This is a genomic window from Ancylobacter gelatini, assembly GCF_022601675.1.
Classification (GTDB): Bacteria; Pseudomonadota; Alphaproteobacteria; order Rhizobiales; family Xanthobacteraceae; genus Ancylobacter; species Ancylobacter gelatini.
Genome location: NZ_JAKVIL010000005.1, coordinates 242,074 through 261,967, shown reverse-complemented (window position 1 = coordinate 261,967; position 19,894 = coordinate 242,074). Strand labels below are relative to the sequence as shown.

Here is a 19,894-nt window from a genome sequence, read left to right as displayed (position 1 = left end):
GCGCGCGAGGACGCGGATCAGACCGCGCGCACCTCGACCACATCCGGCACGAAATGGCGCAGCAGGTTTTCGATGCCGTTCTTCAGCGTCGCGGTCGAGGACGGGCAGCCCGCGCAGGAGCCCTTCATGGCGAGGAACACCACGCCGTCCTTGTAGCCGCGGAAGGTGATGTCGCCGCCGTCATTGGCCACGGCCGGGCGCACGCGGGTGTCGATCAGCTCGCGGATGGTGTCGACCAGCCCCTCGTCCTTGGCCTCGAAGAAGGCGTCGTCCTCGGCATGCTCATGGGTCCCGGGCAGCACCGGCTGGCCGGAGACGAAATGCTCCATGATCACGCCGAGAATCGCCGGCTTGAGATGCGGCCATTCCGCGTTCTGCTTGGTCACGGTGACGAAGTCCGAGCCGAAGAACACCCCGGAGACACCGGGGATCTCGAACAGGCGGCTGGCGAGCGGCGAGCGGCCGGCCTCGGAGGGGTCGCGCGCCTCGAAGGTGCCGTCGCCCAGCACGGTGCGGCCGGGGAGGAACTTCAGCGTGGCGGGGTTCGGCGTGGCTTCGGTCTGGATGAACATGGGTCTGGCTCCTGCCTACCGGGGGTCAAGGCCCCGGCGACGTGGGGATCTGGAATCTAAATAAGCTCTCGCCCGCGGAAGGGGAAGTGGGCGCGAATGCCGCCGTTACCCGGCGAGCGCCGCTTCCAGCCGTCGCCAGGCGGCATCGTCGCCCGGCAGGCCGAAGCGCAGCCAGTGCGGCCGCTCGGGGAAGGACCGCACCAGAATGCCGGCGCGGGCGAGGCGCTCGAAGCTGTGGGCGGCATCGGGCGCGGCGGCGAGGCGGAACAGGCTGGTCCCGCCCAGCGGTTGGAACCCGGTGGCGCGCAGCAGGCCGTCCAGCCGCGCGGCGTCGTGATCGAGTTGCGCGCGGGTGCGCACGAGCCAGCCGGCATCGGCGAGCGCCTGCGTTCCGATGGCGAGCGCCGGCCCCGATACCGGCCAAGGGCCGAGCGCGGCGCGCAGGCGCCCGGCAAGGTCCGGCTCGCTGACCGCGAAGCTCAGGCGCAGCCCGGCGAGGCCATAGGCCTTGCCGAAGGAGCGCAGGATGATCGTACGCGGGGGCAGGGCGGGGATGAGGCTGCGCGAGGGGGCGACCACATCCATGAACGCCTCGTCCACCACCAGCGCGCCATCGCGTGCCGCAAGACGGGCCGCCACCGTGGCGAGGTCGCCCGGCTCCACCAGCCGCCCGTCGGGATTGTTGGGGTTGACCACGACCGCGAGGTCGATGTCTTGCGCGCACAGCGCCTCCACCTCCTCGACGATCCGCACCTGCGCGCCGGCGGCGTGCCAGCGGGCCGGGTGTTCCTGATAGCCGAAGCCGAGAATGGCGACGCGGCGCGCGGGAAACAGCGCCGGCAGCGCCGCGATCAGCGGCTGGGTGCCGCTCGCCGCCACCACGCGGCCATGCGGCGCGACGCCATAGGCCCGCGCGGCCGTCGCCTCCAGCCGGTCGATCGCCGCGCGTTCCGGCAGCCGGGTCCACCGTTCTTCGCCCAGCGTGCCGGCGTCGAAGGGGTAGGGTCGCGGATTGATGCCGGTGGACAGGTCGATCCACGGCTCGGGCGCCTGCGGGAAGCGGGCGCGTGCCGCGTCCAGCTCGCCGCCATGACGGGGGCGGCTGGCTGCCGAGGCAGGGGCGGGATCGTGGCGCGCGTCCAAGTGACGTCCTCTTGTCGGCCTGCGCCGGCTCCAGCGGCCGGGTGCGGGGCTGTGAAGGCCGCTCAGGCCAGCGCGTCGAGTTCGGCGTCTTCGAGCGCGCCCGGCACGATGGTGATCGGGATCGGCAGATGCGCCCAGCTTCCCGCACCCATGCCGGCGGCGAGCATGGCGACCAGCGGGCCGGGCCCCTCGCTGCCGGCCCCGGCGGCGAGCGCGAGGATGGCGATGTCCTCGTCGGCCTCGATGACCTTTAGGATCTCGTCGGCAACCTTGCCCTCGCGGATCACCCGTTCGGGCTCCATTCCCGACAGCAGGCGAGCGCGGGCGGCGAAATGGGCGAGTTGCGCCTCCGCCTTGTCGGTGGCCTCGGCGCGCATCAGGTCGGCGACGCCGAGCCACTGGCTCTGCACGTCGGCGAGTTCCAGCACGGAGAGCATGACCACGCCGCCATGGGTGCGCGCGGCGCGGCGGGCGGCGTAATAGACCGCGCGGTCGCATTCCGGCGTGTCGTCGATCACCACCAGGAACTTGCGGCGGTGGCCGGGCTCATGACTTTGGCGCTTGCGCGGCATCGAAACTCGCCCGTGCGAGGGGAGGGGCGCAGCCGGGCTGCGAGGCATGCCGCCGCTCTTAGCACAAGCGGGCATGGCTGGGGAGCGCACCCCCCAGCCGGGCTCAGCGCACGAAGCCGACGATATCCTTGACGTGGCCCATGGTTTCGTCCGCCAGCACCCGCGCGCGGGACGCGCCATCGCGCAGCACGCCGTCAATGTAGCCGGGATCGGCAACGAGGCGCTTCATCTCCGACCCGATCGGCCCGAGCCGGGCGACGGCGAGATCGACCAGCGCCGACTTGAAGGTCGAAAACTGGCCGCCGCCGAAATCCGCCAGCACCTTGTCCTTGGTGGTGTCGGCGAGGGCGGCGTAGATGCCGACGAGGTTCTCCGCCTCCGGGCGCGGCTTCAGCCCCTCAACGTCCGAGGGCAGCGGCTCGGGGTCGGTCTTGGCCTTGCGCACCTTGGAGGCGATGGCGTCGGCATCGTCGGTGAGGTTGATGCGCGAATTGTCCGACGGGTCGGACTTCGACATCTTCTTGGAACCGTCGCGCAGGCTCATCACCCGCGCCGCGGGCCCGCCGATCAGCGGTTCGGGCTGCGGGAAGAATGCGTCGCCCAGGCCCAGCTCGGCGATGGAGGGGCTGAAATCATTGTTGAACTTCTGCGCGATGTCGCGGGTCAGTTCGAGATGCTGCTTCTGGTCCTCGCCCACCGGCACATGGGTGGCGCGGTAGAGCAGGATGTCGGCGGCCATCAGGTTCGGATAGGCATAGAGGCCGACAGAGGCGTTCTCGCGGTCCTTGCCGGCCTTTTCCTTGAACTGGGTCATGCGGTTCAGCCAGCCCAGGCGCGCCACGCAGTTGAACACCCAGGCCAGCTCGGCATGGCCGGAGACCTGGCTCTGGTTGAACACGATGTGCTTCGTCGGGTCGATGCCGGCGGCGAGGAAGGCGGCCGTGACCTCGCGGATGCAGCGCTTCAGCTCCACCGGGTCCTGCCACACGGTGATGGCGTGCATGTCGACCACGCAATACAGGCAGTCATAATCCGCCTGCATCTCGACGAAGCGCTTGATGGCGCCGAGATAATTGCCGAGGTGGAGGTTGCCGCTCGGCTGAACGCCGGAAAACACACGCTGCTGGAAAGCCATATCGTTACGTCCTCGACGACCGGCGACGTCCCGTCGGTCCCGCTAGAGCCGTGCCATTCGCGGGCCTCATGGCATGCGATCCCGGCGCTCGCAAGGTTTTCGTGCGGCGGGGGTTCGGTCGGGCCGGCCTCACTCGCGCAGCGCCGCCCGCAGCGCGGGAAGCCGCACCGCGCCGAGCCGGGCTGCCAGCGTGCCATACACTGCGACACCGAGACCCACCAGCCCGGCAAGTACCAGCGCCGCGCGCAGTCCGCCGGCCGCCAGCGGCCCGTCCAGCGCCCGCGCGGCCAGCATCAGCAGGAGCGCCATCGCGACAGCGGAGCCCACCAGCGCCAGCACCCGGCGCCGGGCTGGCCGATCGAGCGTCACAAGGCCGCGGCGCGCCAGCGCGAGGGCGAGGCCCGCGGTGCCGAGCAGGCTGGCGGCCACCACGCCCAGTGCGGGGCCGGCAATGCCCAGCGCGCCGGCGCCCAGAAATCCCGCCGCCGCGCCGGCCGGAAGCGCCAGCAGATTGGCGCGGATGACGAGGCGACCGAAGCCTCGGGCAAAGGCGATGGCCGCGAGCACCTTCTCCAGCGCCTGAATGGGGATGGTCAGCGCCAGCAGCGCGACCGCACGGGCGGTCAGTTCGGTGGCGGACGCGTCGAACGCCCCGCGCTGGAACAGCACGCTGACGATGGGGTGGGCCAGCACGGCAAGCCCGAGCGCGGCGGGCAGGGCGAGCGCCAGCGCGGCCTCGACACTGCGCGTGCGCAGTTCGGTGCCGTCCGTGCCGCCGGCCGCGAGCGCGGGCAGCAGGACCGCACCGGCGCTGGCGCCGACCAGCCCGAGCGGCAGCTCGACCAGCCGGGTCGCGAAGAACAGCGCCGCGACGCCGCCGCTGAGCGCGGAGGCCGCCGCTGCCGCGAGCAGGAAACGCAGCTGCGGCAGGGCGGCGGCGAACAGGCTGGGGCCGGCGGCGGCGAGCATGGGCAAGGCCGCGCGCAGCGCTTGGGCGAACACTCCCGCGCGCCGCGCCGCGCGGGGCAGCCCCGCCGCGAGCGCGCCGTCCGGCCGCGCCGACACCATGACGAGGAGCTGCACCACGGCGCCGGCCACGGTGGCGCCGGCCAGCCAGGCGAGGTTGGTCACCTCGCTGCCGGTCTCGACCGCGCCGCTCAGATAAAGCAGCGCGATCACCGCGATCACCGCGACATTGGCGAGCGCTGGCGCCATGGCGGGGCGGGTGACGCGCCCGGCGGCATTGGCGAGCGCGGCGAGCACCCCGGCGACCGCCGCCAGCGGCAGGCAGATCACCGCCAGCCGCCCGGCGAGTACCGCGCCGGCCTCGCGCGGCCCGTCCGCGGGAAAGCCCGGCATCATCACAGCGACCACCCACGGCATGAAGACATAGGCCAGCAGTGCGAGCGCGCTCGCCACCAGAGCGAACAGCGCCAGCGCACCCGACGCCCGCTGCGCCGCTGCCGCCCCGCTGCCGAGGCGCGGGGCGATGGCGCCGTTGAGCGCGCCCTCGCCGAGCAGCCGCCGCGCCAGCTGGGGCAGGGCAAGGCCGGCCACCGCCGCATCCGCGACCACGCCGGTGCCGAACAGGCTTGCGATCGCCGCGTCCCGCGCGAAGCCGAGCACGCGCGAGGTCAGCGTGAGGGCGGCAACGGTCGAGGCATGCCGGAACAGGGCCATGAGATCCCAGGAAGCGGCGGGAGAAGCGGCAGGCCGCCGCCCAGCAATAGCCGCGGAGCGCCGGGCGGGGAAGCGCCCGGCCGCAACTATGCCGAACCGGAATGCGTTGCGGGGCCCGGCGCGCTCTGCTACCGCGGTTTCACCTCCCGCTCCCTCGTGAAAGGCCAGACCCTTGACCGTGCAACCGCTCGACGTGATCGGCTTCGGCAATGCCATCGTGGACGTGATCTCCCGTTCGGAAGAGACGTTCCTTGCCAGCCACGGTATGCAGAAGGGCGCCATGACGCTGATCGACGAGGCGCGGGCCGAAACGGTCTATGGCGCGATGGGGCCGGGCGTGGAGATTTCCGGCGGCTCGGCGGCCAACACAATGGTCGGCATTGCCGCGCTGGGCGGGCGCGGCGGCTTCGTCGGCAAGGTGCGCGACGACGAGCTGGGCGGCATCTTTGCCCACGACATCCGCGCGGCGGGCGTCGCCTACGCCACGCCGGCCGCGACGGCCGGCCCGGCCACGGCGCGCTGCCTCATTCTGGTGACGCCGGACGGCGAGCGCACCATGAACACCTATCTCGGTGCCGCGCAGGATCTTTCCCCGGCCGATGTCGACGAGACGGCGGTCGCGCTCGCAGGCGTGACCTATCTCGAAGGCTATCTGTGGGACCCGCCGGCGGCCAAGGAGGCGTTTCTGAAGGCGTCAGGCATCGCCCATGCCAATGGCCGCACCGTCGCGCTGACGCTGTCGGACGCGTTCTGCGTCGGCCGCTACCGGGCGGAATTCCTCGACCTGATGCGCTCGGGCGTGGTCGATCTGGTGTTCGCCAACGAGGCCGAGCTGACCTCGCTCTATGAGACCGGCTTCGACGCCGCGCTGGCGGCGATCCGGGGCGATGTGACGCGGGCGGTGGTCACGCGCTCGGAGAAGGGCGCGCTCGCGGTGTGCGGCGACGATCTGGTCGCGGTGCCGGCTCACCCGGTGGCGAAGGTGGTGGACACCACCGGCGCCGGCGACCTGTTCGCCGCCGGCTATCTCCACGGCTTCGCCAAGGGTTTTTCGCCCGAAGAGTCGCTGAAGCTCGGCGCGCTGTGCGCGAGTGAGATCATCAGCCACATCGGCGCCCGCCCCGAGAAGGCGCTGAAGGAGCTGGCGCGCGAGCAGGGGCTGCGGGTCTAGCTTTCGGACAGCCGGGATGGGGTGCCCGAACGCGGCGGGGCGCCCTCAGGAGCGGTGGAAATGAACCGCTCCCATCCGCGCGTCGAAATAGCGGTGGTGGATTGGCACTTCCGACAGCTTGAGCGGCGAGAAGGGTTGTTTCTGCAACGCGGCCATCATGTGGTGGTCAATCAGCGCCAGAAGCCGGCTGGTATTTCCGTTCAAATCGAACCATTCGCCCTGCATATCGGTAATGGTGTTCCTGCCGGCGGGTTTCTTGAAGGAGACCCGGCCGAAAATCTCTACTTCGAGATCCGCCGGATCATGATGCTCTGCTTCCGGAACGATATGTTGCGCGAGGTGCGGTAAAATTTTTCGGTCAGCTTTGAAGTAATAAAACATTATATACTCACCAGATGTGTCGTATCTGATGGCGACATCATTTATAATCTGACCGCTTTTGTCAGAGAAAATCGGATTATTCGTTATATTGAAGCGCATTTCGAGCTTCAGATTTTCAGGATTTATTGAAATTTCACAACTGACGATTCGTTGATCGACAATCGTGATATTCGAGATCGGGCCATGATTGGCTTCGTATTCGACGATCCAGTCACCTTCGAGCAAATTTCTGACCTCGGTATAGACATCCGAAGCGTCGTTGTTGGTCGTCACGTAGAAAATGAACCAGACAACAATCAGGCAAACAGGAAACGTCGCTGCGAGAACATAGCGTGTGAGGGCGGCCTCCTCGGTGTTCGGGATCTGATTAATGCCACCGTCGGCAAATTGCAGATGGAGAAGGGCCCAGAGAACGCCGAATATCAGCGTCGAAAGCACGAAGGCGGTAAAGGCGATTTTGAAAGGCTTGGTTTTGAACAGGTCAATGACGGTTTTGAGAGCCTCAATCAACGCGCGTCCCCCTCGATGCTGGTGTGGCATCGTAAGGTTGCGATTTTAGGCTTTAATTGCAATTAAAAGTTGTATAGCCGCGCCCGTTGACAAGCTGATGGTCCGGCCCTTGCCATCGGGATGCTGGCTATAGCGGCGAAAAAGCCCGCCTCAGCGCGGGGCGCGCTTGGCGAGGATGCGCTGGAGGGTGCGGCGGTGCATCGACAGGCGGCGCGCGGTCTCCGAGACATTGCGCCCGCACAATTCATAGACCCGCTGAATGTGTTCCCAGCGCACCCGGTCGGCCGACATCGGGTTCTCGGGGAGCTGCGGCTTGAAGTCGCCCTGCGCGTTCAGCGCGGCGCAGATGTCGTCGGCGTCGGCGGGCTTGGCGAGATAATCCACCGCGCCCATCTTCACCGCGTTCACGGCGGTGGCGATGTTGCCATAGCCGGTGAGGATGATGCCGCGCGCTTCGGGCCGGCGGCGCTTGAGCGCGGAGATGACGTCGAGCCCGTTGCCGTCGCCGAGCCGCATGTCGACCACCGCATAGGCCGGCGCGCCGCCTTCGACGCGGGCGAGGCCGTCCGCCACGGTCTCGGCGGTGACCACCGTGAAGCCGCGCATTTCCATGGCGCGGGCGAGGCGCTGCAGGAACGGCTTGTCGTCATCGACGATCAGCAGCGTCCGGTCGAGCGTTTCAGCGGTGGCATCAAGCATGACGTATCCCTTGGGGCCGACAATCCGGCGGCGCGGCCCCTCTCTTTTCGTTTCGGCGCAGGTTACACTGTCAGGCCGGACAGTGCAAAATTGTCGCATCTTCTTTGGTCTTATAGTCCGTCCGACGCGGCGTTTTCCAGCATCTCGCGCTCGGCTTCGCCCGAAATGTCGATCAGGCGGCGCGGCCAGCGCACCACGACCTCGGCGCCATGGGCGGGAGCGTGGCGGTTGACGAAGCTCAGCGTCGCGCCGGTGCGCTCCAGCAGCGTCTTGGCGATGAACACGCCGAGCCCCAGGCCCTCGCGCGGACCCTCGCCACTGGGCTCGTCGCCCTCATCGACCTCCCGGCGCCAGCGCTGGCGGCCCCGGCTGGTCACATAGGGTGCGCCGATGCTGTCGATCAGCTCCAACGGAAATCCCGGGCCGTCATCGGTGACGTTGATGGTGATGACGTCCTCGCTCCAGCTCGCGACGATGTCGACGCGGCCTTGCGCGAAGTCGACCGCGTTCTCGACGATGTTGCCCAGCCCGTAGAGCAGGCCGGGATTGCGGGCGAGCACCGGCACGTCGGTCGAGCCGGAGGGGAGCGCGACGTTGATCACGATGCCGAAATTGCGGTGTGGGGCGACCACGTCCTCCAGAAGGTGGGAAATGGGCATGCGGTCGAACGGCGCGTCGCCCGCGCCGAGCGAGGTCAGCGTGCGCAGGATCGCGCGGCAACGCTCGGACTGTTCACCCAGCAGCTTGATGTCGTCGGCAATCGGGCTGTCGGGCGGCAGCGCACGGGCCAGCTCCTTGGCCACCACGGTGATGGTGGCGAGCGGCGTGCCGAGCTCATGGGCGGCGGCCGCGGCCAGCCCGTCCAGCGCCGAGAGATGCTGCTCGCGCGCCAGCACCAGCTCGGTGGCGGCGAGGGCTTCGGAGAGTTCGCGGGTCTCTTCCGCCACCCGCCAGGTGTGCACGCCGATGAAGCCGATGGCGATGGCCTGCGCGCACCAGATCGCGGCGAGATAGACCGGCGGCAGCACCGGGCCGCCGCCCAGCGCGTCGCTGTGCGACCAGGGCAGCGGCATCTGCCACAGCCCGACCAGCGCCGCGCACAGGCTGGCCAGCATGCCGAGCAGGATGGTGGTGCGCGGCGAGAGCGCGGTGGCCGAGATCAGCACCGGAGCGAGAAACAGCAGCGCGAACGGATTGGCGAGGCCGCCGGTGAGGAACAGCAGCGCGGTGAGCTGGAGGATGTCATAGGCCAGCAGCCACGCCGCCTCGACATCCGACAGCCGCCGCGCGCCGGGATTGCGCAGGCGCAAGGCAAGATTGAGCCAGGCCGAGAGCGCGACCACGGCGAGGCACGCGCCGAGCGGCAGGGTGAAGCCGAGCAGGCCCTGCACCACCACGATGGCCAGCGTCTGTCCGCCAATGGCGAGCCAGCGCAGCCGGATCAGCGTGTCGAGCCTGAGGCCGAAATAGCGTTCCCCGATGGGGCGGTCGAGAGAGAGCGTCATGGAGTTCCTGCCGTCGCGCTCCCTCTATAGCGCCGAAGCGCCGGGGCGCGAAGGGTCTCAGGAACCCTGTCGCGACCGGCGGAACCGGTGGCGCGGCCGCGCGTTGCCGCCTGCCTGTCGCCGTCGCGCACGCGGTCACTGCGGGGCGGTCATTGAACTGGCGAAGAAAGCGGCTATTTATGCTGCAGCGCACAATGTAAGGTGCGGCCCTCGGCGCGAGGGGGCTCGCGGCCCCGGAAGGCGGCCAGAGCCGCGCAGGCGCGTCGGCCGGCAGTCGGGATTTCCCCACGGAGGCATGCATGGCGATCGGTGTTTTCGGAGATGTCTACGAGGCGGAGGACGCGGTCCGCACGCCCGAGGCGCAGGTGCAGCTCGCATCGGCCTTCACCCGGCCGCTCTACTGGATGTTCGAGATGGGGCAGGCGGCGCTGGAGCCGGTGCGGATCATGGCCGATGCCGGCCGGCTCTATTACCGCAACCCGGTCAATCCGCTGTCGCACACCGGGGTCGGCCGCTCGATGTCCGCCGCGTTCGAGATGCTGGAGCGCACCACGCGGCGCTATGGCAAGCCGGGCTGGGGCATCGAGGAGGTGACGATCGGTGCCGTGCGCGTGCCGGTGACGGTGGAGACGGTGTGGGAACGCCCGTTCTGCCGGCTGCTGCATTTCCGGCGCGACTTTGCCCGTCCCCCGCGCCGGCCGCAGCCGCGCATGCTCATCGTGGCGCCGCTCTCCGGCCATTACGCCACTCTGCTGCGTGGCACGGTGCAGACGCTGCTGGAGACCCACGACCTCTATGTCACCGACTGGACGGACGCGCGCGAGGTGCCGCTGAGCGCGGGGCGCTTCGATCTCGACGACTATATCGACTATCTGATCGAGATGTTCCGCCACATGGATGGCGGCATGCATGTGGTGGGCGTGTGCCAGCCGGCCGTGCCGGTGCTGGCGGCGGTCGCGCGCATGGAGGCGGAAGGCGACCCTCAGGTCCCGGCCTCGATGATCCTGATGGGTGGGCCGATCGACACGCGCGAGAACCCGACCGCGGTGAACGATTTCGCGCAGGAGCGCGGGCTCGACTGGTTCCGCCGCAATGTCATCACCACCGTGCCGTGGCCGCATCCCGGCGTCATGCGGCAGGTCTATCCCGGCTTCCTCCAGCTTCACGGCTTCGTCTCGATGAATCTGGAGCGCCATCTGCGTGCCCATGCCGACATGTTCGGCCATCTGGTGAAGGGCGACGGCGATTCCGCGGCCAAGCACCGGGAATTCTACGACGAGTATCTGTCGGTGATGGATCTGCCGGCTGAATATTACCTGCAGACGCTGCAGACCGTGTTCATCGACCATGCCCTGCCGAAGGGCGAGATGATGCATCGCGGCGCGCCGGTCGATCCCTCGAAGATCCGCAACGTGGCGCTGCTGACCATCGAGGGCGAGAACGACGATATTTCCGGCGTCGGCCAGACCCGCGCGGCGCAGACGCTGTGCTCCAGCCTGCCGGAGGACATGCGGGCGCACTACCTGCAGCCGACCGTAGGCCATTACGGTGTGTTCAACGGTTCGCGCTTCCGCTCGGAGATCGCCCCGCGCATCGCCGATTTCACGCTGTCGCACAACTGGTCGCGCAAGGGGCACAACCAGGGCGGGGCGTGAGTGGAACGTTCATTCGCCGGCTCATAATCCGGCTTCCCAATAGGGCGGATCGCCGAAAGCCTCGCGCAGGCAGTCGGCGAGCGCGCGCAGCTTGGCCGTGGGATTACGCCCCTCGGGATGGGCGACATGGATGAATTCCGGCTCCGTTTCGGCGCCGACCTCGATCACCCTTAGCGCGCCGTCACGGATGTGCGGCCCGGCGATGAACAGCGGCAGCATGGCGATGCCGAGGCCGGCCATCGCCGCGTCGCGCATCACCATGCCGTTGTTCACCTGCAGCCCCAGCCTGGCGCGTACCTGCCGCATGCCGGCGTCGGTCTCGAACCGCCAGTCGGCGAGGCCGCGATGGGTGTAGAAGATCCCGCGATGCGCCTCCAGTTCGACCAGGTCGCGCGGCGTGCCCTGCCGTTCCAGATAGTCGGGTGAGGCGACCAGCACGCGGCGGCTGCGGGCGATCTGCCACGCGGTGAGCGGGCTGTCGCGCATCGGCCCATGGCGGATCACGCCGTCGAAGCCCTCAGCCTGCGCGTCGACCACGCGGTCGTCGAGTTCGATGCTCAGCTCAATCTGCGGATGGCGGCGCAGGAACCGGTAGAGCGCGGGCCCGGCATGCAGGACCGTCAGCGTCACAGGCGCGGAGATCCGCAACGGTCCGCTCAGCGTGCCGCGCCGTTCCGCAAGCGCGGCGGCCGCCGAATCGAGGTCGCGCAACGCCTGTGAGGCGAGTTCCAGAAAGGCGAGGCCGTCCTCGGTCAGCGACAGACTGCGGGTCGAGCGATGCACCAGGCTGGCGCCAAGCCGGCGTTCGAGTTGCGCCAGCCGGTCGCTGACAACCGATTTCGACAGGCGCAGCCGGCGGGCGGCCTCGCTGATCGAGCCGGCCTCCGCGATCGTGACGAAGGCGGCGATGCCATCGAGTTTCATCGTTCGGAGTTTCCGGACATCGTTTCCATTTTTGGTAGGCTAATCCGAACGAGGCTGCCGCGCCATATTCCTGCGCGACACCGGCCCCGGCGGCCGTTCATTGATCCACGGAGAAGTTTGATGCCCCGTCTTAGCAACAAGGTCGCGCTGATTACCGGCGCCAGTTCCGGCATTGGCCGCGCCACCGCGCTTCTGTTCGCGCGGGAGGGCGCGAAGGTGGTGCTCGGCGCCCGCCGCAAGGAGGAACTCGATGCGGCGGTTGCCGAGATCGCCGCCGCCGGCAGCGAGGCGGTCGCGCTCGCGGGCGACGTGCGTTCCGAAGACTATGCGCAGGCGCTGGTGGCGCTGGCGGTGGAGCGTTTCGGCCGGCTCGACATCGCGTTCAACAATGCCGGCACGCTCGGCGAGAAGGGGCCGAGCACCGGCGTCTCGGCCGGGGGCTGGGAGGACGCGCTCGCGGTGAATCTCACCGGCTCGTTCTTCGGGGCCAAGCACCAGATCGCGCAGATGCTGAAGACCGGCGGCGGGTCGGTGATCTTCACCTCGACCTTCGTCGGCTACACCACGGCCTTTCCCGGGCTCGCCGCCTATGCCGCCTCGAAATCCGGCCTGATCGGCCTCACCCAGGCACTGGCCTCCGAGTTCGGGCCGCAGAACATCCGCGTCAATGCGGTGCTGCCCGGCGCGGTGGAGACCGAGATGTACAAGGAAGCCAACGACACGCCCGAAGCGCAATCGTTCATCACCGGACTGCACGCGCTGAAGCGCGTGGCGCGGCCGGAGGAACTGGCGCGCTCGGTGCTCTATCTCGCCTCGGACGACGCGTCCTTCGTCTCCGGCACCGCGCATCTGGTCGATGGCGGGCTGTCGATCACAAGGACCTGACGGCAATGCCCGCCTGACGACATCGCCCGCGCGTTGGTCACGCGCGGGCGATCATCTTGTCGAAGCGAGCCCTCAATGGGCGCGGGCGAACATTTCGTTGCGGCGCCTGTGCCCTTAATGGGGCGGGCGAACATTTCGTTGCGGCGCCTGCGCCCTCAATGGGCGCGGGCGAACATTTCGTTGAACGAATAGCCGGAGCCGCGCACGGTGCGGATCGGGTCGGGCTGGCGCGGGCGGTTCAGCGCCTTGCGCAGGCGGCCGACATGCACGTCGACGGTGCGCTCGTCGATATAGACGTCCTGGCCCCACACGCCATCGAGCAATTGCTCGCGGGAATAGACCCGGCCGGGCGACTGCATCAGGAACTCCAGCAGCCGGAACTCGGTCGGCCCCAGATGAAGCTCGCGGCCCGAGCGGTGAACCCGCTTGGTCTCTCGGTCGAGTTCGATGTCGCCGGCACGCAGCAAAGTGGAGATGTGATCCGGCTTGGCGCGGCGCAGCAGCGCGCGCACCCGCGCCACCAGCTCCGGCACAGAGAACGGCTTCACCACATAGTCGTCGGCGCCGGTGGCGAGGCCGCGCACGCGCTCGGTCTCCTCGCCGCGGGCGGTGAGCATCAACACCGGCATGCGCTCGGTTTCCGGCCGGGCGCGCAGGCGCCGGCACAGCTCGATGCCCGACAGGCCCGGCAGCATCCAGTCGAGGATCACGAGGTCCGGCACGCTCTCGCGCAGCCGTGTCTCGGCCTCGTCGCCGCGCGCCACGCTTTCCACCGCGTAGCCTTCGGATTCGAGATTGTAGCGCAGAAGGAGGGTGAGGGGCTCCTCATCCTCCACGATCAGAATATTGGTCGGCATCGTCTATCCTCGCCGCACGCCGCTCTGCGCCTGACGATCAGGACGGGAACGCCACGGAAGTAAGGCTGGAAGTGTCCTGCTTGGGCCGCTCTTCGGTGAGCAGCGTGCCGGTCGCGAGGTAGTGCACGGTCTCGGCGATGTTGGTCGCGTGGTCGCCGATGCGCTCGATGTTTTTGGCGCAGAACAGCAGGTGGGTGCACAGCGAGATGTTGCGCGGGTCTTCCATCATATAGGTGAGCAGTTCGCGGAACAGCGAGGTGTAGAGCACGTCGACCTCGCCATCGCGCTGCCACACCTCGACGGCGCGGGCATCGTCGCGGCTGGCATAAGCGTCCAGCACCATCTTCAGCTGCTCGAACACGATGCTCGACATGTGCTCCACGCCGCGCACCAGCTTCTGCGGGTGGAACTCGCCGGTGAGGGCGAGCACGCGCTTGGCGGTGTTCTTGGCGAGGTCGCCGATGCGCTCCAGGTCGTTGGCGATGCGCATGGCCGCCACGATCTCGCGCAGGTCGCCGGCCAGCGGCTGGCGGCGGGCGATGGTCAGGATCGCCTTTTCCTCGATCTCGCGCTGGAGCAGGTCGATCGGGCCGTCGAGCACGATGACCTTCTGGGCAAGTTCGGTGTCGCGCTTGACCAGAGCCGCCACGGAATCGGACACCAGCCGCTCGGCCTGGCCGCCCATTTCCACGACGCGGCGCCCGATTTCCTTCAGATCGGTGTCGAATGACGAAACGATATGTTCGGTCATGGCATGAACCTCTCTCGTCATTCGCTCAGCCGAAGCGGCCGGTGATGTAGTCGCGGGTGCGGGCTTCGCGGGGATTGGTGAAGATTTCGGCGGACGGGCCGACCTCGATCAGCTCGCCGAGATAGAAGAACGAGGTGATATCGGCGCAGCGGGCGGCCTGCTGCATGTTGTGCGTCACGATGACGATGGTGAATTCCTGCTTCAGCTCGTCGATCAGGTCCTCGATCTTCGAGGTCGAGATCGGGTCGAGCGCCGAGGTCGGCTCGTCGAGCAGGATCACTTCCGGGCGCACCGCGATGGTGCGGGCGATGCACAGGCGCTGCTGCTGGCCGCCGGACATGCCGAGCGCGGAGGTGTGGAGGCGGTCCTTGGTTTCCTCCCAGATCGCGGCCTTGCGCAGGCACCATTCCACGCGCTCGTCCATCTGCGCCTTGGAGAGGCTCTCATGCAGCCGGACGCCGAAGGCGATGTTGTCGTAGATCGACATCGGGAACGGGGTCGGCTTCTGGAACACCATGCCGATGCGCGAGCGCACGATGGTCGAATCCAGTTCCTTGCCCAGCAGGTTGATGCCGTCGAACAGGATGGAGCCTTCCGCGCGCTGGCCCGGATAGAGCTGGTACATGCGGTTGAAGATGCGCAGCAGCGTGGACTTGCCGCAGCCCGACGGCCCGATCATCGCGGTGACGCGCTTCTCGGGAATATCGAAGTTGATGTTCTTCAGGGCGTGGTTATCGCCGTAGTAGAAATTCAGCTTCTCGACCTTGAGCTTGGCTTCGGTCGACGGCGCAGTGGCGCGGTTGACGGCGGAGGCGATGTCGATCGACGTTTCGGGAGCGAAGTTCATGGTCCGTCTCACTTCATCTTCGCCAGCACGAGGCGGGAAACAATATTGAGGGCGAGCACACCGGCGGTGATCAGCAGCGCGCCGGCCCAGGCGAGAGCCACCCAGTCCTCGAACGGGCTGGCGGCATATTGATAGATCGCGATCGGCAGGCTTGCCATCGGCGCATTGAGGTTCAACGACCAGCCATTATTGCCGAGCGAGGTGAACAGCAGCGGGGCGGTCTCGCCGGCGGCGCGAGCGAGCGCCAGCAGGATGCCGGTGGTGATGCCGGCGCGGGCGGCGCGCCAGGTGATCATGGTCACCACCTTCCACTGCGGCGCGCCGAGCGCGAAGGCGGCCTCGCGCAGGCCGATCGGCACCAGGGCGAGCATGTCCTCGGTGGTGCGCACCACCACCGGGATCACGAGAATGGCGAGAGCTACCACGCCGGCCCAGCCCGAGAACCCGCCGAAGGGCACCACCAGCAGCTGGTAGACGAACAGGCCGATCAGGATCGACGGGGCGGACAGCAGCACGTCGTTCACGAAGCGCACGACGTTGCCGATATGGGTGCCCCGGCCATTCTCGGCGAGGAAGGTGCCGCACATCAGGCCGATCGGGGTGCCGATCACCAGCGCCATGCCGATCTGGATCAGCGAGCCGACAATGGCGTTGAGCAGGCCGCCACCGGCGCCCGGCGGCAGGGTGATGCGGGTGAAGACATGGGGGCCGAGCGCAGGCAGGCCGCGCGACAGCAGGGTCCAGATGATCCAGGCCAGCAGGACCAGCGAGAGACCGGCAAAGCCGATCGAGATGGCCTTGACCGTGTAGTCGGTGGCGCGGCGGCGCGCGAGGGAAGCCATGATCTGCCTCTCAGCCCTTGAGCTTGGACCGCACGAGCATGCGCGACAGCGCAAGCACGATGAAGGAAATGACGAACAGGATGAAGCCGAGCTGCAGCAGCGCCTGAAGCTTGAGCGAGCCGATCGAGGCTTCGGGGAACTCGTTGGCGATGGTCGAGGCGATGGTCGCGCCCGGGGCGAACAGCGAGGCCGACATGCGGGTCGCGTTGCCGATGACGAAGGTGACGGCCATGGTCTCGCCGAGCGCGCGCCCGAGGCCCAGCATCACCGCGCCGACCATGGCGCTGCGGCCATAGGGCACCGACACGTTGCGGTAGACTTCATAGGTGGTGGCGCCCACGCCGTAGGCGGATTCCTTGATCATCGGCGGCACCGATTCCAGCACCTCGACGAACATGGCGGTGATGAAGGGCAGGATCATCAGCGCGAGGATCAGGCCGGCGGTCAGCATGCCCGCGCCGAGCGGGGGGCCCTGGAACAGCGCGCCGATCAGCGGGATCGGGCCGAGCCATTCGATCAGCGGCGGCTGCACATAGGCCGCGATCAGTGGCACCACGATGAAGAAGCCCCACATGCCGTAGATGATCGAGGGGATGGCGGCGAGCAGCTGGATCGCAACGCCGATGGGCCGACGCAGCGGGCCCGGCGCGATCTCGGTGAGGAAGAAAGCGATGCCGAAGGACAGCGGCAGCGCGACGATGACCGCGATGACGGCGCTGAACAGCGTGCCGAACACCATGACGCCGGCGCCGAAGCGCTCGGTGACCGGGTTCCAGGTCGTCGACCAGAGAAAGGAGATGCCGAATTCGCGCAGCGCCGGCAGGCCGCCCTCGAACAACATCGCGATGATGAGGCCGAGAAGCAGGAGAACGAAGATACCGCTCGCCCAGAGCAATCCGACGAAGAGGGGATCGCTGATCCGGCCGGTCGGCTTGGCGGCGGCAAGACCCTTCACGGTCTGCGCTCCGCTGAGTGTGGCATCCATGTCCTGTGATCCTTCAGCGCCGGGCCTCCAGAGGGCCGGGCGGCTTACCATGGCGGGCGGCGGGCACGGCATCGCCGGAAAGGCGGGCTAGTCTAGCCCTGTGGCGCATGCACGAGAAGAGGCGGCCAAAAAGGGCGGCCGCGGGTGGCGGCCGCCCCTGGTGTCGATCAGGCGATCAGTTGGTCCACACGGCCTTGCCGTCGGCCTTCACTTCGCTCGCCCAGGCCTTCTTGATCTCGGCGACGACCGCGTCGGGAAGGGCGATGTAGTGCAGCTTCTCGGCGACCGCGTCGCCTTCCGCGCTGTAGGCCCAGTCGAAGAACTTGATGACTTCGGCCGACTGGGCGGCGCTGGTCGGGTTCTTCGGCAGCAGGATGTAGGTCGCCGAGGTGATCGGCCACGCGCCCTCGCCGGCGGTGTTGATCATCGAGGCGGCGAAGTTCTTCGCGTTCTTCCAGTCCGCAGCGGCGGCGGCTTCCATGAAGGCCGGGACCGACGGCTTCACGACCTTGCCGGCCTTGTTCACGAGGTCAGCGGCGGCGAGCTTGTTGGCGGCGGCGTAGATGAACTCGACGTAGCCGATCGCGCCCTTGGTGTTCTTCACGGTGCCGGCAACGCCTTCATTGCCCTTGGCGCCCGCGCCGGCCGGCCACTGAACGGAGGTGGCGGCGCCGACGTCGGACTTCCAGCCCGCGCTGGAATCAGCGAGGTAGGAGGTGAACACGAAGGAGGTGCCCGAGGAGTCCGAACGATAGACCGGCACGATCATGCTGTCAGGCAGGGTCACGCCCTTGTTGAGCGCGGCGATCTTCGGGTCGTTCCACTTGGTGATCTTGCCCTGATAGATGTCGGCGATCGTGGTGCCGTCCAGGGTCAGGCTCTCGACGCCGTCAATGTTGACGATGGCGACGACCGAACCGATCACGGTGGGGAACTGGAGTAGGTTGGCGGCTTCCAGCTTGTCATCCTTCATCGGCGCGTCGGAGGCGCCGAAATCGACGGTGCGGTTGACGATCTGGTTCTGGCCGCCGCCCGAGCCGATCGACTGGTAGTTGAGGCCGGTGCCGGTCTTCGCCTTGTAGGCGGCAGCCCACGCCTGGTAGACCGGGGCCGGGAACGACGCGCCGGCGCCGGTGATGTCGGCGGCGAAGGCGCCCGTGGAAAGCATGGTGCTGAGCGACAGCGCGGCAGCGCCGAGAATATGGGTGAACTTCAAGGGTCTTCTCCTTAGCTCGGGAGTCCGGCTGCATCCCGGCCCATGCCGGGAGCGTCTCTGGTCAGAGGCGGCGGAAACAACAACGCAGGACTTTTAGCGGCCCGGCACCAAGGTTCTATGACCTTGCGATGACGACTGAATGACAGTTCAAGTCGTTGAAGAATCGTCTGAATTCGAAATGTCTGGCGGTTGCGCGGACAGGCGTACCGAAAAGGTTGAGCCTTCGCCGGGGGTACTCTCTATGCCCAGCCGTCCGCGATGGCGCGCCACGATGTGCTTGACGATGGCGAGGCCCAGCCCGGTGCCGCCCTGCTCGCGCGAATGGGCGGTGTCGACGCGGTAGAAGCGTTCGGTGAGGCGCGGCACATGCTCGGGAGGGATTCCGGGGCCGTAATCGCGCACCGAGACCACCGCATCCGCGGCCTCACGCGCGATGATGATGTCGACCCGCCGCCCGGACCCGCCATATTTGAGCGCGTTCTCGACCAGGTTCTCGAACACCCGGATCAGTTCGTCGCGGTCGCCGCGCACTGTCACCGAGGGCGCCGGGTGCTCGAAGCCGATCTCCACGCCGCGCTCGCGTCCAAGCGGGGCGAGCGTGTCGCGCACATGGCCGACCACCGCCACCAGGTCGATCTCGGCGACGGGCCGCTGATGGGCGTTGAGTTCGATGCGCGAGAGCGACAGCAGGTCGTCGATGAGGCGCGACATGCGCCGGGCCTGCTCGCCCATGATCTTGAGGAAGCGCTCGCGCGCGCTGGCGTCATTCTTCGCGGGCCCCTGCAGAGTCTCGATGAAGCCGGAAAGCGAGGCGAGCGGGGTGCGCAGCTCATGGCTGGCATTGGCGATGAAGTCGACCCGCATCTGCTCGACGCGCCGCTGCGGGGTAAGGTCGACGAAGGTAACGAGGATGGCGCCGGAATCGCGGCCTTCCCGTCCCGTGGTGGAAAAGGGCACGATGTCGGCGCGCAGCCAGCGGTCCACCGGCACGCGGTCGGCAAACTCGATGTGCCGCGCCGTGCGGTCGCCGGTGCTGGCGCGGATCGCCTCCAGCACCTCGGGCACGCGCACCGCGAAGGAGACGGGGTCGCCGACCCGCACGCTCGACACGATGCCGGACGCCCGCGCATTGGCCACCAGCACGGTGCCGCGCGCGTCGAGCAGCAGCGCCGCCTCGGGAAGCGCGCGGACGAGGGCGCGCAGCTTCTCCTCGCCCTGCTGCTTGGCGGCGGGCGGGAGCGTCTCGCCGCCAAGCCGGGCCAGCGCCGCCACCACCGGCCGGCGACGGGAGGGAATCAACCCGCCGGCGAGTGCCAGCACGCCGATGGCGATCGCCGTGGTGGGGCCTAGCACGCCGCCCCAGAGCGAGATTCCAAGGCCGAGCGCGACGCCCGCAAGAATCCACCGCGCGCCGATGAGGCGTTCGCGCAGCGTATCTTCCGCGAGTTGATGAGAATCGCTCAAGGCCATGGACTCTTCTTTCCTCCGGCTATTCATTCCTCAACGTCGCGTTCTTGGATATGGTGGCCGCGCGACGTGAACGGCTTTATTCGCTATGGGCAGG

19 protein-coding genes are annotated in these 19,894 nt (G+C 68.1%); 3 read left to right on the top strand and 16 right to left on the bottom strand.

All coding sequences use genetic code 11. From position 1 onward, the window contains the following. Window positions 1-17 precede the first annotated feature (17 nt). From MKI84_RS11385 to murJ, 5 genes are all read right to left on the bottom strand, one after another. Window positions 18-572: a NifU family protein gene (locus MKI84_RS11385; protein WP_241619564.1), complete on the bottom strand. Its 555-nt coding sequence runs from the start codon at window positions 570-572 to the stop codon at window positions 18-20. A gap of 105 nt (window positions 573-677) precedes the next feature. Next, window positions 678-1,715 carry a threonine-phosphate decarboxylase CobD gene (gene cobD / locus MKI84_RS11380; protein WP_241619562.1) on the bottom strand — a complete coding sequence of 346 codons (1,038 nt, stop codon included), beginning with the start codon at window positions 1,713-1,715 and terminating at the stop codon, window positions 678-680. 62 nt (window positions 1,716-1,777) lie between these two features. Further along, complete coding sequence (locus MKI84_RS11375) at window positions 1,778-2,362, bottom strand: universal stress protein (protein WP_425353829.1); 585 nt, start codon at window positions 2,360-2,362, stop codon at window positions 1,778-1,780. A gap of 28 nt (window positions 2,363-2,390) precedes the next feature. Next, a complete protein-coding gene (trpS, locus tag MKI84_RS11370) occupies window positions 2,391-3,422 on the bottom strand; it encodes a tryptophan--tRNA ligase (protein WP_241619560.1) in 1,032 nt (343 codons plus the stop codon). A 129-nt stretch (window positions 3,423-3,551) separates the two neighbouring features. Next, window positions 3,552-5,102 carry a murein biosynthesis integral membrane protein MurJ gene (gene murJ / locus MKI84_RS11365; protein WP_241619559.1) on the bottom strand — a complete coding sequence of 517 codons (1,551 nt, stop codon included), beginning with the start codon at window positions 5,100-5,102 and terminating at the stop codon, window positions 3,552-3,554. A gap of 172 nt (window positions 5,103-5,274) precedes the next feature. Between murJ and MKI84_RS11360 the strand changes: the two genes are divergently transcribed. Beyond that, the gene (locus MKI84_RS11360; protein ID WP_241619558.1) at window positions 5,275-6,273 is read left to right on the top strand and encodes an adenosine kinase; all 999 of its coding nucleotides are present in this window, start codon (window positions 5,275-5,277) and stop codon (window positions 6,271-6,273) included. A gap of 45 nt (window positions 6,274-6,318) precedes the next feature. On the opposite strand, the gene MKI84_RS11355 is transcribed toward MKI84_RS11360, so the two are convergent. The 3 genes from MKI84_RS11355 to MKI84_RS11345 all read right to left on the bottom strand — a co-directional run bounded on the left by MKI84_RS11355 (window position 6,319) and on the right by MKI84_RS11345 (window position 9,368). Next, entirely contained in the window at window positions 6,319-7,164 is an 846-nt protein-coding gene (locus tag MKI84_RS11355; protein WP_241619557.1) for a hypothetical protein, read from the bottom strand. Between the two features lie 150 nt (window positions 7,165-7,314). After that, window positions 7,315-7,863: an ActR/PrrA/RegA family redox response regulator transcription factor gene (locus MKI84_RS11350; protein WP_241619556.1), complete on the bottom strand. Its 549-nt coding sequence runs from the start codon at window positions 7,861-7,863 to the stop codon at window positions 7,315-7,317. 110 nt (window positions 7,864-7,973) lie between these two features. Further along, window positions 7,974-9,368, bottom strand: a complete 1,395-nt coding sequence (locus tag MKI84_RS11345) for an ActS/PrrB/RegB family redox-sensitive histidine kinase (RefSeq protein ID WP_241619555.1) — start codon at window positions 9,366-9,368, stop codon at window positions 7,974-7,976. 299 nt (window positions 9,369-9,667) lie between these two features. Between MKI84_RS11345 and MKI84_RS11340 the strand changes: the two genes are divergently transcribed. Beyond that, on the top strand, window positions 9,668-11,023 hold the full coding sequence (locus tag MKI84_RS11340) for a polyhydroxyalkanoate depolymerase (protein WP_281063220.1): 1,356 nt from the start codon (window positions 9,668-9,670) through the stop codon (window positions 11,021-11,023). Window positions 11,024-11,044: 21 nt separating this feature from the next. Here the strand turns inward: MKI84_RS11340 and MKI84_RS11335 are convergent, their stop codons facing one another. Beyond that, window positions 11,045-11,947, bottom strand: a complete 903-nt coding sequence (locus tag MKI84_RS11335) for a LysR family transcriptional regulator (protein ID WP_241619554.1) — start codon at window positions 11,945-11,947, stop codon at window positions 11,045-11,047. Window positions 11,948-12,067: 120 nt separating this feature from the next. Here MKI84_RS11335 and MKI84_RS11330 point away from each other — a divergent pair, with 120 nt between their 5' ends. Continuing rightward, window positions 12,068-12,832 carry an SDR family oxidoreductase gene (locus MKI84_RS11330; protein ID WP_241619553.1) on the top strand — a complete coding sequence of 255 codons (765 nt, stop codon included), beginning with the start codon at window positions 12,068-12,070 and terminating at the stop codon, window positions 12,830-12,832. A 155-nt stretch (window positions 12,833-12,987) separates the two neighbouring features. Here the strand turns inward: MKI84_RS11330 and phoB are convergent, their stop codons facing one another. The 7 genes from phoB to MKI84_RS11295 form a co-directional block, all read right to left on the bottom strand. Next, window positions 12,988-13,689 (bottom strand): phosphate regulon transcriptional regulator PhoB, encoded by a 702-nt coding sequence (gene phoB / locus MKI84_RS11325; RefSeq protein ID WP_241619552.1) that lies wholly within the window; start codon window positions 13,687-13,689, stop codon window positions 12,988-12,990. A gap of 37 nt (window positions 13,690-13,726) precedes the next feature. Next, window positions 13,727-14,440 (bottom strand): phosphate signaling complex protein PhoU, encoded by a 714-nt coding sequence (phoU, locus tag MKI84_RS11320; protein WP_241619551.1) that lies wholly within the window; start codon window positions 14,438-14,440, stop codon window positions 13,727-13,729. A 25-nt stretch (window positions 14,441-14,465) separates the two neighbouring features. Beyond that, a complete protein-coding gene (gene pstB / locus MKI84_RS11315) occupies window positions 14,466-15,287 on the bottom strand; it encodes a phosphate ABC transporter ATP-binding protein PstB (protein ID WP_241619550.1) in 822 nt (273 codons plus the stop codon). Window positions 15,288-15,295: 8 nt separating this feature from the next. Then, window positions 15,296-16,129 (bottom strand): phosphate ABC transporter permease PstA, encoded by an 834-nt coding sequence (gene pstA, locus MKI84_RS11310; RefSeq protein ID WP_241619549.1) that lies wholly within the window; start codon window positions 16,127-16,129, stop codon window positions 15,296-15,298. Between the two features lie 10 nt (window positions 16,130-16,139). Continuing rightward, on the bottom strand, window positions 16,140-17,114 hold the full coding sequence (gene pstC / locus MKI84_RS11305) for a phosphate ABC transporter permease subunit PstC (RefSeq protein WP_241619548.1): 975 nt from the start codon (window positions 17,112-17,114) through the stop codon (window positions 16,140-16,142). A 175-nt stretch (window positions 17,115-17,289) separates the two neighbouring features. Beyond that, complete coding sequence (gene pstS, locus MKI84_RS11300) at window positions 17,290-18,330, bottom strand: phosphate ABC transporter substrate-binding protein PstS (RefSeq protein WP_241619547.1); 1,041 nt, start codon at window positions 18,328-18,330, stop codon at window positions 17,290-17,292. A 147-nt stretch (window positions 18,331-18,477) separates the two neighbouring features. Then, the gene (locus MKI84_RS11295) at window positions 18,478-19,800 is read right to left on the bottom strand and encodes an ATP-binding protein (RefSeq protein WP_241619546.1); all 1,323 of its coding nucleotides are present in this window, start codon (window positions 19,798-19,800) and stop codon (window positions 18,478-18,480) included. Between the last annotated feature and the right edge of the window lie 94 nt (window positions 19,801-19,894).